Source organism: Leptospira weilii serovar Ranarum str. ICFT, assembly GCF_000332415.1.
Lineage (GTDB): Bacteria > Spirochaetota > Leptospiria > Leptospirales > Leptospiraceae > Leptospira > Leptospira weilii_A.
Window position 1 is genome coordinate 25,791 of record NZ_AOHC02000035.1, and the last position, 15,640, is coordinate 41,430.

Consider the following 15,640-nt stretch of genomic DNA (forward strand, 5'->3'; position numbering starts at 1 on the left):
TTACTGGCTCAGATCCCGTATCATTTCGGCGATTCTTTCCACGCCGCGTTTAATATCCGCTTCTCCCATCGCGTAGGAAAGTCTAAGGGCTTTGTCTTCCCCGAAAGCGATTCCCGGAACGGCGGCTACTTTATATTTTTCTAATAAAACACCGCAAAAGATTTTGCTCAAAGAGGTTTCGGAGTTTTCTTTTTTCAGTTTTTCAAAACCGGGAGTTTTGTAGACATCCGTCAAATACGGAAACACATAAAACGCACCCTGCGGGTTATTGCACTTCACGCCCGGAATCGCGTTTAACAGAGAAACGACGAGGTTTCTTCTGGTTTCGAACGCTTTTCTCATCTCTTCCACACAAGACTGATCTCCCGCGATCGCGGCTTGTGCCGCCGCCTGGGAAATCGAGGACGGGTTGGAAGTGGACTGACTCTGGATCGTCTCCATATTTTTAACGATGCCGATATCTCCGGCTCCGTAGCCGATTCTCCAGCCGGTCATAGCATAGGTTTTAGAAACGCCGTTGATCACAAAGGTTTGTTTTTTGAGTTCGGGGGATAACATCGCGAGATTATAAAATACGAATCCGTTATAGACGATCTTTTCGTAGATATCGTCGCTCATGACTTGTATCCCGGATGAAAGCACGATTTCGCCTAACGCTTCCAGATCTTTTTTAGAGTATCCGGCTCCCGTAGGATTGGACGGTGAATTTAGGATCAGACATTTGGTCTTAGGAGTGATCGCCTTCTTCAATTGTTCCGGAGAGATTTGAAAGTTACTTTCCGGAGTGGTCGTCACGATCACGGGAACACCTTCCGCCAAACGAACGATATCCGCATAACTCACCCAGTACGGAGCCGGAATGATTACTTCGTCTCCCGCGTTTAAAGTCGCGAGAAAGTAATTGTAGATAACTTGTTTTCCGCCGGTTCCCGCGATAACTTGACTCTTATCATAGTCAAGTCCGTTGTCTCTTTTGAATTTATGGACGATAGCTTCTTTCAGTTCGACCGTTCCGGAAACGGCCGTATAACGCGTCATTCCCTTATCGATCGCTTTTTTGGCGGCGTCTCGGATATGGGACGGGGTTTCGAAGTCCGGTTCGCCCGCTCCGAAACTGACAATATCCTCTCCCTTTTTTTTCAACTCGTTCGCCTTCGCGGTAATTACGAGTGTGGGAGAAGGTTCGATGACGTTCAGCCTTTTTGCGCTGAGATCCATTCTATTCCCCTTTTTTGGTTTTAACTTTGATCCGTTCTTCTTAATTCGATCGATCGTCTTCCCTACGGAAACGATCAGACGTTATTGAGTTGCAACTGAGCCAATTCTTCCTGAGCTTCCCGGAATTGATCCAGAGTATAAATTTCGTATTCGTATCCCTGTTCCGTAAGGAATAACTGGCGATTTTGACCGAAACGTTCTTCGTTTGTATCTCTCGAAATAAGAGAATAAAAAACCGCCGTGTTATCGTGCCCCTTCGGCCGGAGGATTCGACCCAATCTCTGCGCTTCTTCCTGTCTGGAACCGAAGGTTCCGGAAACCTGGATCGCGATGTTTGCATCCGGAAGGTCGATCGAAAAGTTCGCAACCTTACTGACCACGAGAGATTTGATCTGCCCGGAACGGAACGCATCATACAGAGTTTGTCTTTCCGGAAGAGGAGTTTTACCCGTAATCAGAGGAATATTAAATTTCTTTGATATTTCTTCCAGTTGATTGATGTATTGTCCGATCACGAGCAAATGAGACTCCGAATGTTTTTTCATGATGAGATCGATCGCCCTCATCTTTTCCGGGTTTTCGGATGCAAGTCTGAACTTTTCTCGGTCGTCCGCGATGGAATACTTCAGACGCAGATCGTCTTCCATACTCACTCGGATTTCCTTACATTTTGCTTCCGCAATCCAAGACTTACTTTCGAGTTCCTTCCAGGGAACGTCGTATTTTTTCGGTCCGATGAGCGAGAACACATCTTCTTCCAAACCGTCCTCTCTTACGAGGGTCGCGGTCAGTCCGAGTCTTCTTTTTGCCTGTAGTTCCGACGTCATCCGAAACACCGGAGCCGGAAGTAAATGAACCTCGTCATAAACGATCAGTCCCCAGTTGTTCGCGCTGAATAAATGGAAGTGGGTAAAGTCTCCGCCTTTTTTCTTTCTATGCGTAAGAATGTTATAAGTCGCGATCGTAATCGGACGAATTTCTTTAACTTCACCGGAATATTCTCCGATATCTTCGGGGGGAATGTCGGTTTTATCCAGAATTTCGTTTCTCCACTGACGGATGGAAAGTGTGTTTGTGACGAGAATCAGGGTTTCCGCTCCTACGATCTGCATCACTCCGATTCCTACGATGGTTTTCCCCGCACCACAAGGAAGAACCACAACTCCGGAGCCGCCTTCGTTACCGCCGCCTGCGTGGAATACTTCCACACAAGCTCTTTGATAATCCCGCATTCCGAATTTTTTACCGCTGATACTATCGGGTCTGAGATTGAATCCGTATTTGTTCCCCTCGTCGTAACCGGCGAGATCTTCTACGGGAAAACCGATTTTGATCAGGGCTTGTTTGATATGACCACGGTATTCTTTTTTGATATAAATTTTATCCGGGAACGTGGATTCGATGAACGGTTGAACCGCCCTATGATTTCCGATTTCTTGAAGAAATCCTTTTTCGTTGGAGAGAATTGCGAGTTCTCCGGATTCTTCCTTAACGAGTTTTACCTTTCCGTAACGACTGATCTGCTCGCGGATTTCGTTTACGATGTTTTTCGGAACGGAGTATCTGGAAAACTTCTCTAAACATTCTACGATTTCGTCCGCCGTCATCTTAATCGATGCGGCGTTCCAAAGAGAAAGAGGAGAAATTCTATACGTGTGGAGGTATTCCGGACTTTTTTCTAATTCAGCAAATTTGGAAACGATACTCTGACAGGCTTCAAATTCGGGATTATCCACCTCCAAAAGCATAGTTCTATCACTCTGAACGATTAAGGGTTTACTCATTTGTGTCTGGTTTCCTGTTTGTTTAGACTGAAAATCGACCCCTTTCTGTCAAGAAGAATGCGAACATAAGATTCTGAGTTCCATCTTTCCGATCGGGTTCGATTTTATCACGCGATCACATCTCTTTTGTTCTGCCTTAAGAAAAACGAAAACATTACAAAAAAGAAATTTCTTTCGCGAAAGTTTTCAAAAAATCTCACAATGCGGAAAGCAGAATTTGAAAACATCCGCTCTTTTCTTCTTCAGGAAGAATGGTCGTCAAAGAAAAGTCGTTTGGAAACGCGTTCCCCGGCGCACTCATCGGTTCGATGGCGATGGAATTTCGATCCAAGTCCGTGTAAATTTGAAAGTACGAAAGTCGTATATCGTTCTCGCTCGAAACGTTCGATCGAATACGAACTTGGTAAGAATCATCCGGAACTTGTAAAAGCACCCACCCGTTTTCTCCAAAAAAAAGAGAATCCAAAGCGGGAATGCCGTCCAAAGTAAATCGATCCGTATCTCTTACACGGATGGGATACTCTGGAATCAAATCTTCTCGTAAGGGAATCTGTTTCGAAAGATTAGACCGAAGAACACATGGAAATCGATCGGATTTCATTCGAAAATAAGGATGATAACCGTAACAAAATCGAAAAGGAAACGGGCTGCGGTTCAAAAAAGAGGTTTTGAGTGTGATCACTTCTTCGTCCCAAACTCTCCGAAGAGAATAAGTTTCCCGAACGATCACTTTTCCTAAAGAAGAATCCAACAATCCTGGTTCCGGACAAAGTTCAAATCCGATCGAGTCCTCCGTCTTTTGAACGATCTTTCGTTTCCAAGAATAGGCCAGTCCGTGGGAAGGATATCCGTTCTTGTCCTTGGTTCCGATAGTAGACAGCGAAATCCATTCTTCTCCGAGTCGAATTTTATTTTCGGTGTGACGATTGACCCAGGGATACATCAGATACGAACCGGAACCGAAGAAACGTTCCTTTTCGTTGTATCCGGAGATTATTTCCAATTCCTTCCCGCTCAAGGGATGTTTCCAATTCCAAGAAAGAATTTGTTCTCCGTTCTCCGTAAATTTCAGCCGGGAACGTTCGCTAAAAATTTCAGACACGACCGCAAGCTTTCGGGAAATTCAGATTTTTTTCCATCATTTTGTGGGAAACTACTACGCTTTGAGTGACTAGGAATTAGGGGCCGAGAGGTTTGAGTGTAACGGTGTTGATTAGGATAAATGTTCTAAAGTCCGAAACCTATTTTCACGAAAACTCTGGGAAAAGTGTATTTTTGCGTAAAATACAAGTGTTGTCTGAAATCGAAATCTGAACCCTAGCCAGTAATGGAAAGGAATTGAAACCCTGCTTTGTCAGTGGAAACTGACGATTCCATAGGAGCATTTCTTTGAAACACTCGATTCTAACTGGGACCTACTCTGTTTTTTTCAGTCTTTTTCTTTTTAATTGTTATATTCCGGTGAACGCAAACCTAGGCGGACCGTCCTCGAAAACGGCGGAACTCAGGGAAAAACTTCTCTCCGGTAGAAACGAAGACAAAATCCTCATCATTCCCATCGACGGAGTGATCAGCGACGAAGGAGAAAAAACCTTGTTTGGCGGCCAAGAAGATTCGATTTTAGCCGGAGTCAAAAAACAACTCGAACTCGCCGAACTCGATCCGGAAATTAAGGCCGTGATCTTGAAAATCAATTCTCCCGGAGGCTCCGTAACGGCGAGCGACATTCTTTATAGAGAGATTCTTCAGTTTAAAACCAAAAAGAAAATTCCAGTGGTTTCTCTTTTTATGGATACGGCGGCAAGCGGGGCTTATTATATTTCAATGGCTACCGACCTCGTCATCGCTCATCCGACCTCCGTCACCGGCTCGATCGGAGTGATTCTTTCCGGAATCAACGTAAAGGAAGGATTGGATAAACTCGGAATCAAGGATCAGTCGATCCGTTCCGGTGGAAACAAAACCATCGGTTCTCCTTTGGAAGATCTGTCTCCCGAACAAAGAAAATTGCTTCAATCCATCGTGGACGATCTTTTCGAAAAGTTTTTCGAAGTGGTAAAGAACGGAAGGCCCGGAAAAAATCCGTCGGAACTTCGTAAGATCGCGGACGGAAGAATTTTCACCGCCTCTCAAGCGCTTCACCACGGACTGATCGATAAGATCGGCTACTTTGACAACGCCGTACAAGAAACGATGGCCCTTCCGAGTTATAAAAAAACTCCGGGGAATACGAGCCCGAGAATCATTTATTATTCGCAGAGTGCGGACAAAAGAGCGAACTTCTATCAGGTTCAATCTCCCGAGTTAAAACCGGATTCGGCGATTTCAAAAATTTTCGGAACGGGAAGACAGATTCGTTTTCTTTATCTCTGGTCTTACTAAAGTCCATTAGAAATTTAGAATCTATTTTCCGGTATATCGATGTTATTCAATTCCTTACCTTTTCTATTCTTATTCCTAATCACGTATTTGATCTATTGGAACGTGGACGGGCCTGCGAAAAAGAAGGTACTCCTCGTTTCCTCGCTCTTATTCTACGGTTATTCGCACATCGCGTTTCTAATTCACTTTCTTCTCGTGATCGGAATCAACTATTACTTTTCGCTTAAACTCTGGGAAAACAAGGAAAAGGGAAAATCGACGAGCGGACTTCTCAAATGTGCGATCGTATTAAACGCGATCAATCTCGCTTCATTCAAATATTATTATTTCGTAATGGACTCTTTAAGTTCTACGACCGGAATGGAACTCTGGCAAAAACTCGGAACCTCGGTGGAAATTCTTCTTCCTTTGGCGATCAGTTTTTACACGTTCCAGTTGATCGCGCTCCAAGTGGACATTCACAGGGATTTGATCCCGAACAGAATCGGTTCGGGCGATTACTTTTTGTTTATCTTATTTTTTCCTCAATTGATAGCGGGACCGATCATGAGATCCGCCGACTTTTTACCGAAACTCGATCATCCTTCCATCGACAAACACGGAATGAAACAAGGAATCTTTCTTTTGATCTTCGGTTTGTTTAAAAAATCGGTTCTCGCGGATTCCATCGCAGGAATCATATCTCCTCTTTATGTCGAACCGGGTCAGTATCACGCGGCTTCGATTTATATCGCTGCGCTCGGTTTTATATGTCAGGTGTATTGCGACTTTTCGGGTTATACGGACATTGCCCGAGGTTCTGCGTTCTTACTCGGATATGAGATTCCGGAAAACTTCCGAGGACCTTTTTTATCCTTCACTTTTCGAGAATTTTGGGGGAGATGGCACATAACGTTGTCCACTTGGCTTAGGGATTATATCTACATTCCTCTTGGAGGAAGTAGAAAAGGAGAATTCAGATCCCAGTGGAATCTATTCCTTACGATGTGTTTGGGAGGACTTTGGCACGGAGCCAATATCGCGTTCGTGTTGTGGGGTGCGTATTTGGGTCTCATACTTGTAGTCGAAAGAATTTTGGAACCGAAACACACGCCGAACGCAGGCCCGTCAAAGGCCGTTCGTTTTTTGAGAAATGCAATCACTGTGAACCTATTCGCGTTTTCAGGTATTTTCTTTCGATCGGGTTCCGCAGGAAAAAATTCGCTTACGCTTATATTCGAGTTGATCGGCGGTTTTAAAAATCTTTTTTCCGGTAAGATTCTTCCTCGTTGGGAAGAACTTCTTCTGTTCATCTTTCTGACCATCGGCTTAAATGCGCTCCAGTATTTTCCCCAACTTATGGAAAAGATAGAAAAACGTTCCACGATCTTGATTCCTACCTTGAGCGTTATTTTGCTTTTGCTCCTAGGAGTTTTTGGAGACGGCGGCGGTGAATTTATTTACTTTCAGTTTTAAAACCCTCCGTTAAAAAAGGAGGATTGGATCAGGAGGGACTCATTTGGATCGTGGAAAATTCTCTTCTTTTTCAGGTCTAAAATCCCTTTTCCTCGTTTGTTTCCTTTTTTTCACCTGTTCTCCCGAATGGATTCGAAAGTTACCTCCAAATTCCATGTTGGAAACGGATCCGGAAAAAATTCCCGGCGGTATGTATGTCCGAAACCGACCGGAAAGATCGCATCGAAACACGCTCTTTTATAAAAATACGGTCCAGGAAAGAATTTTCCTAAATCCGAAAGATCATACGTTCGAAAAATCCATGAGACGGGAAGTGAAGGATGTAAACGAGTATACGACGCACATCGTAAGCGGAAAAGGAAAATATTCCGTATCCGGAAATTGGGTCCTACTCGAAACCGATCAGAAAGGAGAAACCCTCTTTCCGGGAAACGGGGAAGCGTTTCAAATCGAGTATCGTCCGTTTCGGCATAAATTGTTGTATCACTACGATTCTTCCACAAAAACTCTCGTCCCATTATTGTATGAATCGGGATATAAGGAAAAAACATACGGACTTTTGGACGGGGTAAACGAACCTTATTCGGAAGACCGATATTTTCAAATAGCGCGAAAAAACTTTTTAAAGAAAGAATTTCAGTTTCACGCCTATTTTTACAAACCATGAATTTATTGGAATATATCAAAAGCTACTTTCAAAAAGTCGGGTGGCTTTTGTCCTGCGTCAACCTGCTCTGTTTGACGATCGCGATCGGTTTTCTGCAAACGTTCTCGTTCTCCGCAAAAGAAAGAGTCGTCTTTTATCTGACTGCGATCGGTTTTGTTTATTTAGTAAATTATGTTTCTTTTATATTATTTCTGACCAAAAAAATTCTGCCGGAAGAGGAAGCCCGCGGAAAAATGATGAAACGTTATCGAAAGGGCGACGATAGGATGCAGAGTTATCTTTTTCCCTTACCTATCGACGACGAGAACTACGAAATCTACGGAAGAACTCTCACATACAATCCCATCGGAGGAGACTTCTATAATTTTTTGACCGACTTGCAAGGGAACTATTGGATCGGAATCGGAGATTCCGTCGGACACGGTTATCTAGCGGGAATTTTCAGCATGATGATCCTTCAGAGAATGTCCTTACTCGTAAGACACGATTCAAATCCTTACGAAGTTATCGAGCGGATCAACGAAGATCTTCTCAAAAGAACGGAACAAAATCCAACGATCAATCCGAGTTTGTATGCGACCTTCCTTTTGATCAAGGCCGACAAAGAAGGAAATTTGGAACACTCGGGTCTTCATCCTAGTTTTGTGGTTTATAAAAAAAGAATCGGGAAAAACCGAATCATGGAAACCGACGGAAAATTCATATCCACCACTATGAATGCAAGTCTAAAAAACGTCCAAGGCCGGAACGGTTTTCAACTGGAATCCGGGGACATCGTATTTTGCTTTACAGACGGACTCTACGAACAGAAAAATAACGGAAACCTATATTTCGGAGAAAGCCTGTTTCGTTTTTTGGAAGAGGTTTCCAAAGACGATCTTGGGAAAATCGCGGACGATCTTTTTATCGAAATTCTAAAACATACGGGCGGAAGAATTCAAGACGACATGACAATCCTCATGATTCGCAAAAAGTAATATGTTAGAACTGACCGAACTTGAAATTAAAATTCTGAATCTGATCCCGCTGGACGAAAGGGACGTTCGTAAATTAGGAAGGATTCTTCACGACGTTACCTTAATTACCGGAATGACCGAGGACGAAATCATCGAATTCATTCCCTTCGGATTAGAGGATGAGATTCGCATTCTAAAAATTGAATATAATTTCGGCAATTTCAAAAAAGCGCTCGTCTCCAAACTTACCAAAAGAGATTATTCGTCCCCTGGACTTTCCGCTCCGATTCCGGAGGTGGTGCGCCCGTCGCTTTAAAAACCGTAGATCGTTTTTTTTGAGGAATGGTATCTTCCATTCCGTCGTAAAACTTTCGTTTTGGGGTTTACGGCTCTGCGGAGATTTTTCAATCAAACCGTTTGTTGGAACGATCAAAAATAATTTTTTGCCAAGATGAGGACGAGATTTTGGAAAAAAAATTTTATCAAACGAACGGGAACTCAAGTTAAACAAGAGCGAATACGATGCCTTTACTGGAAGGTTTAAACTACTTTTTTATCCTGGCAAACCCGGACTCGGTCGTTCGATTCCAATCAAAAGCGGACCCTTTTTACGATTTTCAGTCCGGAGAAATCGAAGAACTTCCGTTTCTATTCGCGTTACCCGCTCTTGTTCCCCGATTTTTATATTCCTTGGAATGGAATCGAGTTTCGTTTTCATCCCAATCCATTCACTCCAAAGCCTATTTGAGTTTTGAAGAAGGAAAAATTTTTTCCAAAAACGAACGTTTTCCGGAAGGATCTTTTGAAATAGCGAACGGCACGAAATATCCGATTCTGCAAAATCCATATTCCCCGATCGGGTCGATCCCTTTCCAAATTTCCAGAGGGGAATCCGATCTTACTTCCATAGGCGTCGTAAGAACGGGAAGTTTCAATTTGTATCGACAAAGAAGAAACAAAATGCTTTCAACGCGTTATTTGTCCTTGAAGGATATCGTAAACCCGGAACTGTCCGAATCGGAAGTTACAAAAAAGATAGAATCCCTCTACTTTGACGCCCGGCAAAAGTCTTATCTTTTTCGTCTGGTGAAAATTCTTTTTGCGGGAACTCCCGCCGAAGAGCAAACGATCGTATCCAACCTGTTCAGTCACGAGCCGGAGTTTGCGGTATTCTTAAGGGATCGAATTTTTCAAATAGAAATTCTGCCGCTCATTCACGGCCCTTTTCTGGGTAAAATTTTGACCACAATGGACGAAAGAATCGTTCGCTTTTCTTATCCCAAACTTTCACCTCCGGTCAAAACGATGATCGAAAAAAACATATCCAAGAACAAACTGAAATCCATCTTGAGTTCACCCGTCAAAAAACCGGAAACAGGAGAATCTCTGGAAGAAATAATCGAAAAGGAAATTTTCCGGAACTTTTCCAGAAAGATTTATTATGAAAACGGAATATTCTCGATTTATCAAGAATCTACGGACGATTCCAAAACCGATCCGAGCGGGAAAATAGAAACGGAGTTTCAAAGTCTTCCCGGAACTTCAAAATTTAATTTTCAAATTTCGGGAGTTCAAGCGATCGAACTTTACTCAGTGACAAAAAAAGAGATTCTTTTTAGAATTTTAGAATGGGTGGAAATCGTTCGAATGGATACCCTCGTTTCCAAACGGGAAAAAGACGAACAGTTCTTTTTAAAAATCCCGCCGGGAAGAATTCTCGAAATCCCTTTCTTTCCGGAGTTTCGAATTCTTTGCGGAGCCGGAATCACCTCGGAAAGAAAGACATTCGAATTTTGTTTATTAGGATTCGATTATTGATCGGTTCGGATCCTTCGTACGGCGTCTTTCCAAATCCGAATTTCCTTTTCTCTTTGCGCCGTTTTCATTTGGGGAGAAAACTCTTTGTTCGCTTTGAGTTTCTTTTTTAGATCCGCGACGGACGGAAAAAATCCCCTTTCGAGTCCGGCCAAAAACGCGGCGCCCAACACGGTCGTGTCCACATTCGAGGGACGAATTACACGTTTTCCTAATATATCCGATTGATATTGCATCAACCAGGAATTTTCGGTGGCCCCGCCGTCCACCTTCAAAACCTTTAACTTGGAACCGGTATCGTTCTCCATCGCTTCCACGAGTTCGTAGGATTGAAGCGCGATCGATTTCAAAGCGGCCCTTGTGATCTGTTCGGCGGTCGTATCCCTCGTCAAACCTAAGATCGCTCCCCTTGCGTTCATATCCCAATACGGTGCGCCTAACCCTGCAAAGGCGGGAACAAACACCACCTCGTCCTCCTTTTTTACGGAAGAAGCGAGTTTTTCGGAAACCTTGGATTCTTTGAAGAACTTCAGATTGTCCCTCAAAAATTGAACCACCGCACCTCCGATAAAAACGGAACCTTCCAGACAGTAGACCGTCTTTCCCTCCGGACCACATCCTAAGGTGGTAAGCAGATTGTTCTTTGAAATCTGAAAATTATTTCCCGTGTTAAACAAAAGAAAACATCCGGTTCCGTAAGTGTTCTTGGCCTCTCCCGGTTCCGTACAAAGTTGACCGAACAAAGCGCCTTGTTGATCTCCGATGAGAGAAGAAATCGGGATTCCATCCGGCAACCCTTTGACCTTCTCCGTTCTACCGAAAAGGGAACTCGAGTTATGCGTTTCGGGAAGAATCGACTCGGGAATTCCCAATATTTGAGTCAATTCCTTATCCCATTCTTTTTTTTCTATATTATAGATTAAGGTTCTGCTTGCGTTCGTATGATCGGTCTTATGCGATTTTCCGTTGGTCAATCGATAGAGTAGGTACGTATCGACGGTTCCAAAAAGGATCTTTCCCTTTTCGGCCCTTGTTTTTACACCTTTTACGTTTTCCAAAATCCATTGAATTTTGGTTCCGCTAAAGTAGGCGTCCAAAACAAGTCCCGTCTTTTTACGAAAGAGAGGTTCAAAACCCTTGGATTTGAGATCCATACAAATTTCAGAAGTTCTTCTACACTGCCATACGATCGCGTTGTAAACCGGTTTTCCCGTATCCTTGTCAAACAGTACTGTGGTTTCCCTTTGATTTGTAATTCCGATCGCAACCGCTTTGGAAGGATGTAACTTTCCGTTACGAATCGCTTTTACGATCAGTTTTTCGGTTTTCACCCAGATCTCTTCCGCGTCGTGTTCCACCCAACCCGATTTTGGATAGTGTTGTTTGAACTCCGAGTAAGCGCTGGAAATCACGTTCCCGGATTTGTTAAAACAAAAGATTCGAATCCCTGTGGTTCCCGCGTCGATCCCGATGATATAATCACTCATGAAAGATTCTCCAGAAAGTTTAAAATAAACGGTTGAACGATTTTTAATATTCGAAAAGCTGCAAGTTATACTTCCAGTTCCAGACCTTCGTAGGCCATGACGATCTGGAGCTGATTGTTCGGATCGAACATCTCTTTGTATTTTAACGCTCTTAGGAAAACCGCGTCCAACTTTTCGTCGTCATAGGAAGGGTCGTGATGAAACATCACGAGTTTTTTCACGTTTGCACGTAAGGCGATATCGGTCGCCATAGAGGCGGAACTATGCCCCCAGTCGATTTTTTGAAGGGATTCTTCGAACGTATATTGAGTGTCGAAAACGAGTATGTCCGCCCCTCGGAAGTAGTTCAGATAATCCTGAATATTTTCCATCTCATCCAGATTAAACTCCGCATCCGAAGCGAAGATGAGCGACTTTCCTTCCTCCTCGAAACGATAGGAAAAACTGCCTCCGGGATGACGAACCGACTTGGAAATCGCGGAAATGGAATCGGTAACTGGAAACGCTTTTCCTTCCGGAATGAATTTAAAATTTTTAGTGGCTCTAAATCCCTCATACGGAACCGGAAAGTGTGTGAAACTATGCTGATACTTAAGTCGTTCTTCCAAGTTGTCTACGGAACTTAAAAACTCGAATACGTTCCCGGGAGAATAAAGAGGAACAAAAAATGGAATTCCTTGAATATGATCCCAATGTGTGTGCGTGAAAATCCACTTGGCTTTTCCTTTTCCTTCTAAAAATCCTTCGTGCAAAATGGAATTTCCCAATTCTCTGATACCGGTACCGCCGTCTATGATGACCAAATTGTCTTTCTTATCGCGGATTTCGATACAAGTCGTATTCCCTCCATAAGTACTCCAACTGGAAAGAGAAAGAGAATCCAGAAAGGTATCGATCGCGTCGGGACTTTGTATATCCGCGGGAGTTGCGAGTCCGAGAATTTTCTGCACCTTATTTCGAATCGATTCCCCGCGAACGGAAGAAGAAATCGAACCGCGTACACCCCAAAATTTTATGCGCATAATTTAAAAAACTGTTCCGATCAGAGGAGGATTTATCAGGAAAATGTTGTCTAAAATTACCGATTCGATCAGGATTTCCAGCGAATTCTTTTTTATTTATGAAAAATTTCCGATAGGACCTTGGTTTAGTAAAAATTTTGTTTACCAAGTATGTCGTTCGAATAGGATCCATAACAGATTCAGAGCCAAATAAACGTGGAAAACTTCAACACAGAGATCCTTACTGAAGGAACAACTTGCACGATCCGAATTCAAGGGAGCATCAGTCTTAAAAACGCATTTGCCCTCAAAGAACTCATTATCAAAAAACACGGTGAAGGTTTTACGGATATCATCCTCGATTTTTCGGGAGACGCGTATCTGGATTCTTCCGGAATCGGCGCCATTTTCAACTCCCAAAAATACGTGACGGAACGGAACGGTTCCCTCAAACTCAAGAATATCAGCCGAGACGTGATGACAATTTTGAAAATCGCAAACCTCGACAAACATCTGGATATCATCCGTTAGGTCGTTTATCTGGAAGTCTTTCGGATCTACACGAACAGTCCTCTTCGAAACTTCACTTACATTCTCAGAAACGCGGAAACTTCCGAAACTCTTTCCATCGATCCGTATGATGGAGATCAAATCGAAAAATTTTTAGACCTTAAGGGATGGAAGCTCGATTTCATATTGAACACACACGAGCATTCGGATCATACGTCCGGTAACGTTAGGCTCGTTCAGAGATACGGTTGTAGAGTTTATTCTCATCCCGGTGGAATCGGAAAAATTCCGTACGCCACCCATCCCTTAAAAAAAGGAGATCGGATTCTTTCTTCCTCCCGGGAATATTTGGAAGTTCTAGATACACCCGGTCACACCTTCTGCCACGTTTGTATTCTTCTGATGGAAGATCAAAAACCGACGGCGATCTTTACCGGTGATACCCTTTTCAACGCGGGTGTGGGAAATTGTCATCGAGGCGGCGATCCGGAAGTTCTTGCCAAAACGATTCTCGAACAATTTTATCCTCTCGAAGAAGAAATTCTTCTTTATCCCGGTCACGATTATCTCGAAACGAATTTAAAGTTCACTCTTTCTCTCGATCCGTCGAACGCGGATGCGATTCATACTTTGGAAGAATATTCTCGTTTGCCTAAGAATGTGGAATTCCTCACAACCCATCTCGGACTAGAAAGAAAAATCAATACGTTTCTTCAGTGCGACAAACCTTCTCCCGAACTTTTAAAAAACGTTTCAGAAAAGATTTCCGCAAAACCACTTTTAAAAGATCCGATCTCCCTTTTTGTTTCTTTGCGTTCTTTAAGAGACCGGTGGTAAACGATCGGCGGAAAATTATTTTTTAGAGATGGGATTTTAACTCCCCGGTCCTATCGTGTTGGAACGAATTCCGATTTTAGAAATCGTTTGCCCTCTCAGACACCAACTTAGAATCTGTAACCAAGGCGGTTCTTTTTTGTGAAAGGATATGACATCATCGTAATCGGGACGGGAGGTGGCACCAAACTCGTGACTCCTCCTTCCAAAATCGGTTATAAGGTTGCGGTGATCGAAATGGAAAATCCGGGAGGAACCTGTCTCAATCGCGGATGTATTCCTTCCAAGATGTTGATCTACCCCGCCGAGATTCTTTCCCTGATTAAAAATTCGAAAAAGTTTCAAATTTCATTTCCGGATAAACCGACGGTGGACTTTAAAACTCTCATAGAAAGGATTTCCAACACGGTGGATGAAGAATCCGCGTCCATCCTTCCCGCCTATGAGAAAAATCCGAACGTGACCTACCTTCCGGGAACCGCAAGTTTTGTTTCCGATAAAGTGATCGTCGTAAACGGAGAACAACTGACTGCGGAAAAAATTTTTATCGCATCCGGTGCAAGACCAAAAATTCCTAACATTCCGGGACTTGTCGGAACTCCTTATATGACGAGCCGAGAGGCTCTGAGAAGAACCGAACTTCCGAAATCCCTGATCGTAATCGGCGGAGGTTTTATCGCGTTGGAATTGGGTTTTGCGTATTCCGCGTTCGGCAGCAAGGTTACGTTTCTCGTTCGAAACAAAATGCTCAAAGACGAGGACGGGGAAGTTATAGAAGAATTTGAACGGATTTTCACGAAGGAACACGAGGTTTTTCTCCGAAGTTACGTTCAAAAAGTGGAATATAAAGAAAATATGTTTTATCTTGACGTTTTGACGGACGGAAAAACGATCCGACTTACATCCGAGGCGCTTTTGGTCGCAACCGGAATCCGACCCAACACGGATCTTTTGAATTTATCCAATACAAAAATCAAAACGGATAACGACGGATATATCATAGTAAACGAATATTTGGAAACTTCCGCGCCGGACGTTTATGCGTTAGGCGACATTACCGGAAAACATTTTTACAGACATGCCGTAAATTTTGAGGGAGAATTTTTATTCCGCACTTTATACGGGGAACGAAAAAGAACGCCGATCGATTATCCTCCGGTTCCCCACGCGGTTTTTACACATCCTCAAGTAGCCAAAGTGGGGAAAACGGAGGAACAACTCATCCGAGAAGGCGCTGATTATATCGCGGCTAAAAATCCGTACAGCGCCAGTGCGACGGGAATGGCTCGGTTGTCCGATTCCGGATTTATAAAAATTCTCGTGGATAAAAAATCGAGAAAAATTCTGGGTGCACACGCAATCGGAGACGAAGCTTCCAACGTGATCCATCTTTTTATCCTTCTTATGACGATGGACGGAAATCTAGACGATCTTTTAAGAATGATTTATATACACCCTGCGTTACCCGAAATTGCGAGAAACGCGGCCAGAAAAGCGAACGAACTTTTACAAACAAATGAATCATAGGAAT

At 43.3% G+C, this 15,640-nt stretch carries 14 protein-coding genes; 9 read left to right on the forward strand and 5 right to left on the reverse strand.

Annotated features, from left to right (window positions below):
- The 3 genes from LEP1GSC060_RS10255 to LEP1GSC060_RS10265 all read right to left on the reverse strand — a co-directional run bounded on the left by LEP1GSC060_RS10255 (nucleotide 1) and on the right by LEP1GSC060_RS10265 (nucleotide 4,104).
- Nucleotides 1-1,218: a pyridoxal phosphate-dependent aminotransferase gene (locus LEP1GSC060_RS10255; protein WP_003003476.1), complete on the reverse strand. Its 1,218-nt coding sequence runs from the start codon at nucleotides 1,216-1,218 to the stop codon at nucleotides 1-3.
- 74 nt (nucleotides 1,219-1,292) lie between these two features.
- Nucleotides 1,293-3,002 carry a DNA repair helicase XPB gene (locus LEP1GSC060_RS10260; protein WP_036096112.1) on the reverse strand — a complete coding sequence of 570 codons (1,710 nt, stop codon included), beginning with the start codon at nucleotides 3,000-3,002 and terminating at the stop codon, nucleotides 1,293-1,295.
- Between the two features lie 196 nt (nucleotides 3,003-3,198).
- A complete protein-coding gene (locus LEP1GSC060_RS10265; protein WP_003003391.1) occupies nucleotides 3,199-4,104 on the reverse strand; it encodes an aldose 1-epimerase in 906 nt (301 codons plus the stop codon).
- Nucleotides 4,105-4,391: 287 nt separating this feature from the next.
- Here LEP1GSC060_RS10265 and sppA point away from each other — a divergent pair, with 287 nt between their 5' ends.
- The 6 genes from sppA (at nucleotide 4,392) to LEP1GSC060_RS10295 (ending at nucleotide 10,280) form a co-directional block, all read left to right on the forward strand.
- Nucleotides 4,392-5,384, forward strand: coding sequence for a signal peptide peptidase SppA (sppA, locus tag LEP1GSC060_RS10270; RefSeq protein WP_003003500.1), 993 nt, complete (start codon nucleotides 4,392-4,394; stop codon nucleotides 5,382-5,384).
- Between the two features lie 39 nt (nucleotides 5,385-5,423).
- A complete protein-coding gene (locus LEP1GSC060_RS10275; protein WP_003003326.1) occupies nucleotides 5,424-6,839 on the forward strand; it encodes an MBOAT family O-acyltransferase in 1,416 nt (471 codons plus the stop codon).
- A gap of 130 nt (nucleotides 6,840-6,969) precedes the next feature.
- Complete coding sequence (locus LEP1GSC060_RS10280; protein ID WP_230458319.1) at nucleotides 6,970-7,506, forward strand: hypothetical protein; 537 nt, start codon at nucleotides 6,970-6,972, stop codon at nucleotides 7,504-7,506.
- Nucleotides 7,503-8,483 (forward strand): PP2C family protein-serine/threonine phosphatase, encoded by a 981-nt coding sequence (locus tag LEP1GSC060_RS10285; RefSeq protein WP_003003363.1) that lies wholly within the window; start codon nucleotides 7,503-7,505, stop codon nucleotides 8,481-8,483. The genes LEP1GSC060_RS10280 and LEP1GSC060_RS10285 overlap by 4 nt, the downstream gene beginning before the upstream one ends.
- 1 nt (nucleotide 8,484) lies before the next feature.
- Complete coding sequence (locus tag LEP1GSC060_RS10290; protein ID WP_003003280.1) at nucleotides 8,485-8,778, forward strand: hypothetical protein; 294 nt, start codon at nucleotides 8,485-8,487, stop codon at nucleotides 8,776-8,778.
- A 206-nt stretch (nucleotides 8,779-8,984) separates the two neighbouring features.
- A complete protein-coding gene (locus LEP1GSC060_RS10295) occupies nucleotides 8,985-10,280 on the forward strand; it encodes a hypothetical protein (RefSeq protein WP_003003470.1) in 1,296 nt (431 codons plus the stop codon).
- Here LEP1GSC060_RS10295 and glpK read toward each other — a convergent pair.
- Both glpK and LEP1GSC060_RS10305 read right to left on the reverse strand, forming a co-directional pair.
- Nucleotides 10,274-11,764, reverse strand: coding sequence for a glycerol kinase GlpK (glpK, locus tag LEP1GSC060_RS10300; RefSeq protein ID WP_003003479.1), 1,491 nt, complete (start codon nucleotides 11,762-11,764; stop codon nucleotides 10,274-10,276). The genes LEP1GSC060_RS10295 and glpK overlap by 7 nt on opposite strands.
- A 65-nt stretch (nucleotides 11,765-11,829) precedes the next feature.
- Entirely contained in the window at nucleotides 11,830-12,786 is a 957-nt protein-coding gene (locus tag LEP1GSC060_RS10305; RefSeq protein ID WP_003003454.1) for an MBL fold metallo-hydrolase, read from the reverse strand.
- Nucleotides 12,787-12,981: 195 nt separating this feature from the next.
- On the opposite strand from LEP1GSC060_RS10305, the gene LEP1GSC060_RS10310 reads away from it, so the two are divergent.
- The 3 genes from LEP1GSC060_RS10310 to LEP1GSC060_RS10320 all read left to right on the forward strand — a co-directional run bounded on the left by LEP1GSC060_RS10310 (nucleotide 12,982) and on the right by LEP1GSC060_RS10320 (nucleotide 15,636).
- Nucleotides 12,982-13,296 (forward strand): STAS domain-containing protein, encoded by a 315-nt coding sequence (locus LEP1GSC060_RS10310; protein ID WP_003003347.1) that lies wholly within the window; start codon nucleotides 12,982-12,984, stop codon nucleotides 13,294-13,296.
- A gap of 165 nt (nucleotides 13,297-13,461) precedes the next feature.
- Nucleotides 13,462-14,112 (forward strand): hydroxyacylglutathione hydrolase C-terminal domain-containing protein, encoded by a 651-nt coding sequence (locus LEP1GSC060_RS19450; protein ID WP_003003515.1) that lies wholly within the window; start codon nucleotides 13,462-13,464, stop codon nucleotides 14,110-14,112.
- 138 nt (nucleotides 14,113-14,250) lie between these two features.
- Nucleotides 14,251-15,636 carry a dihydrolipoyl dehydrogenase gene (locus tag LEP1GSC060_RS10320; RefSeq protein WP_003003442.1) on the forward strand — a complete coding sequence of 462 codons (1,386 nt, stop codon included), beginning with the start codon at nucleotides 14,251-14,253 and terminating at the stop codon, nucleotides 15,634-15,636.
- Nucleotides 15,637-15,640: the final 4 nt, after the last annotated feature.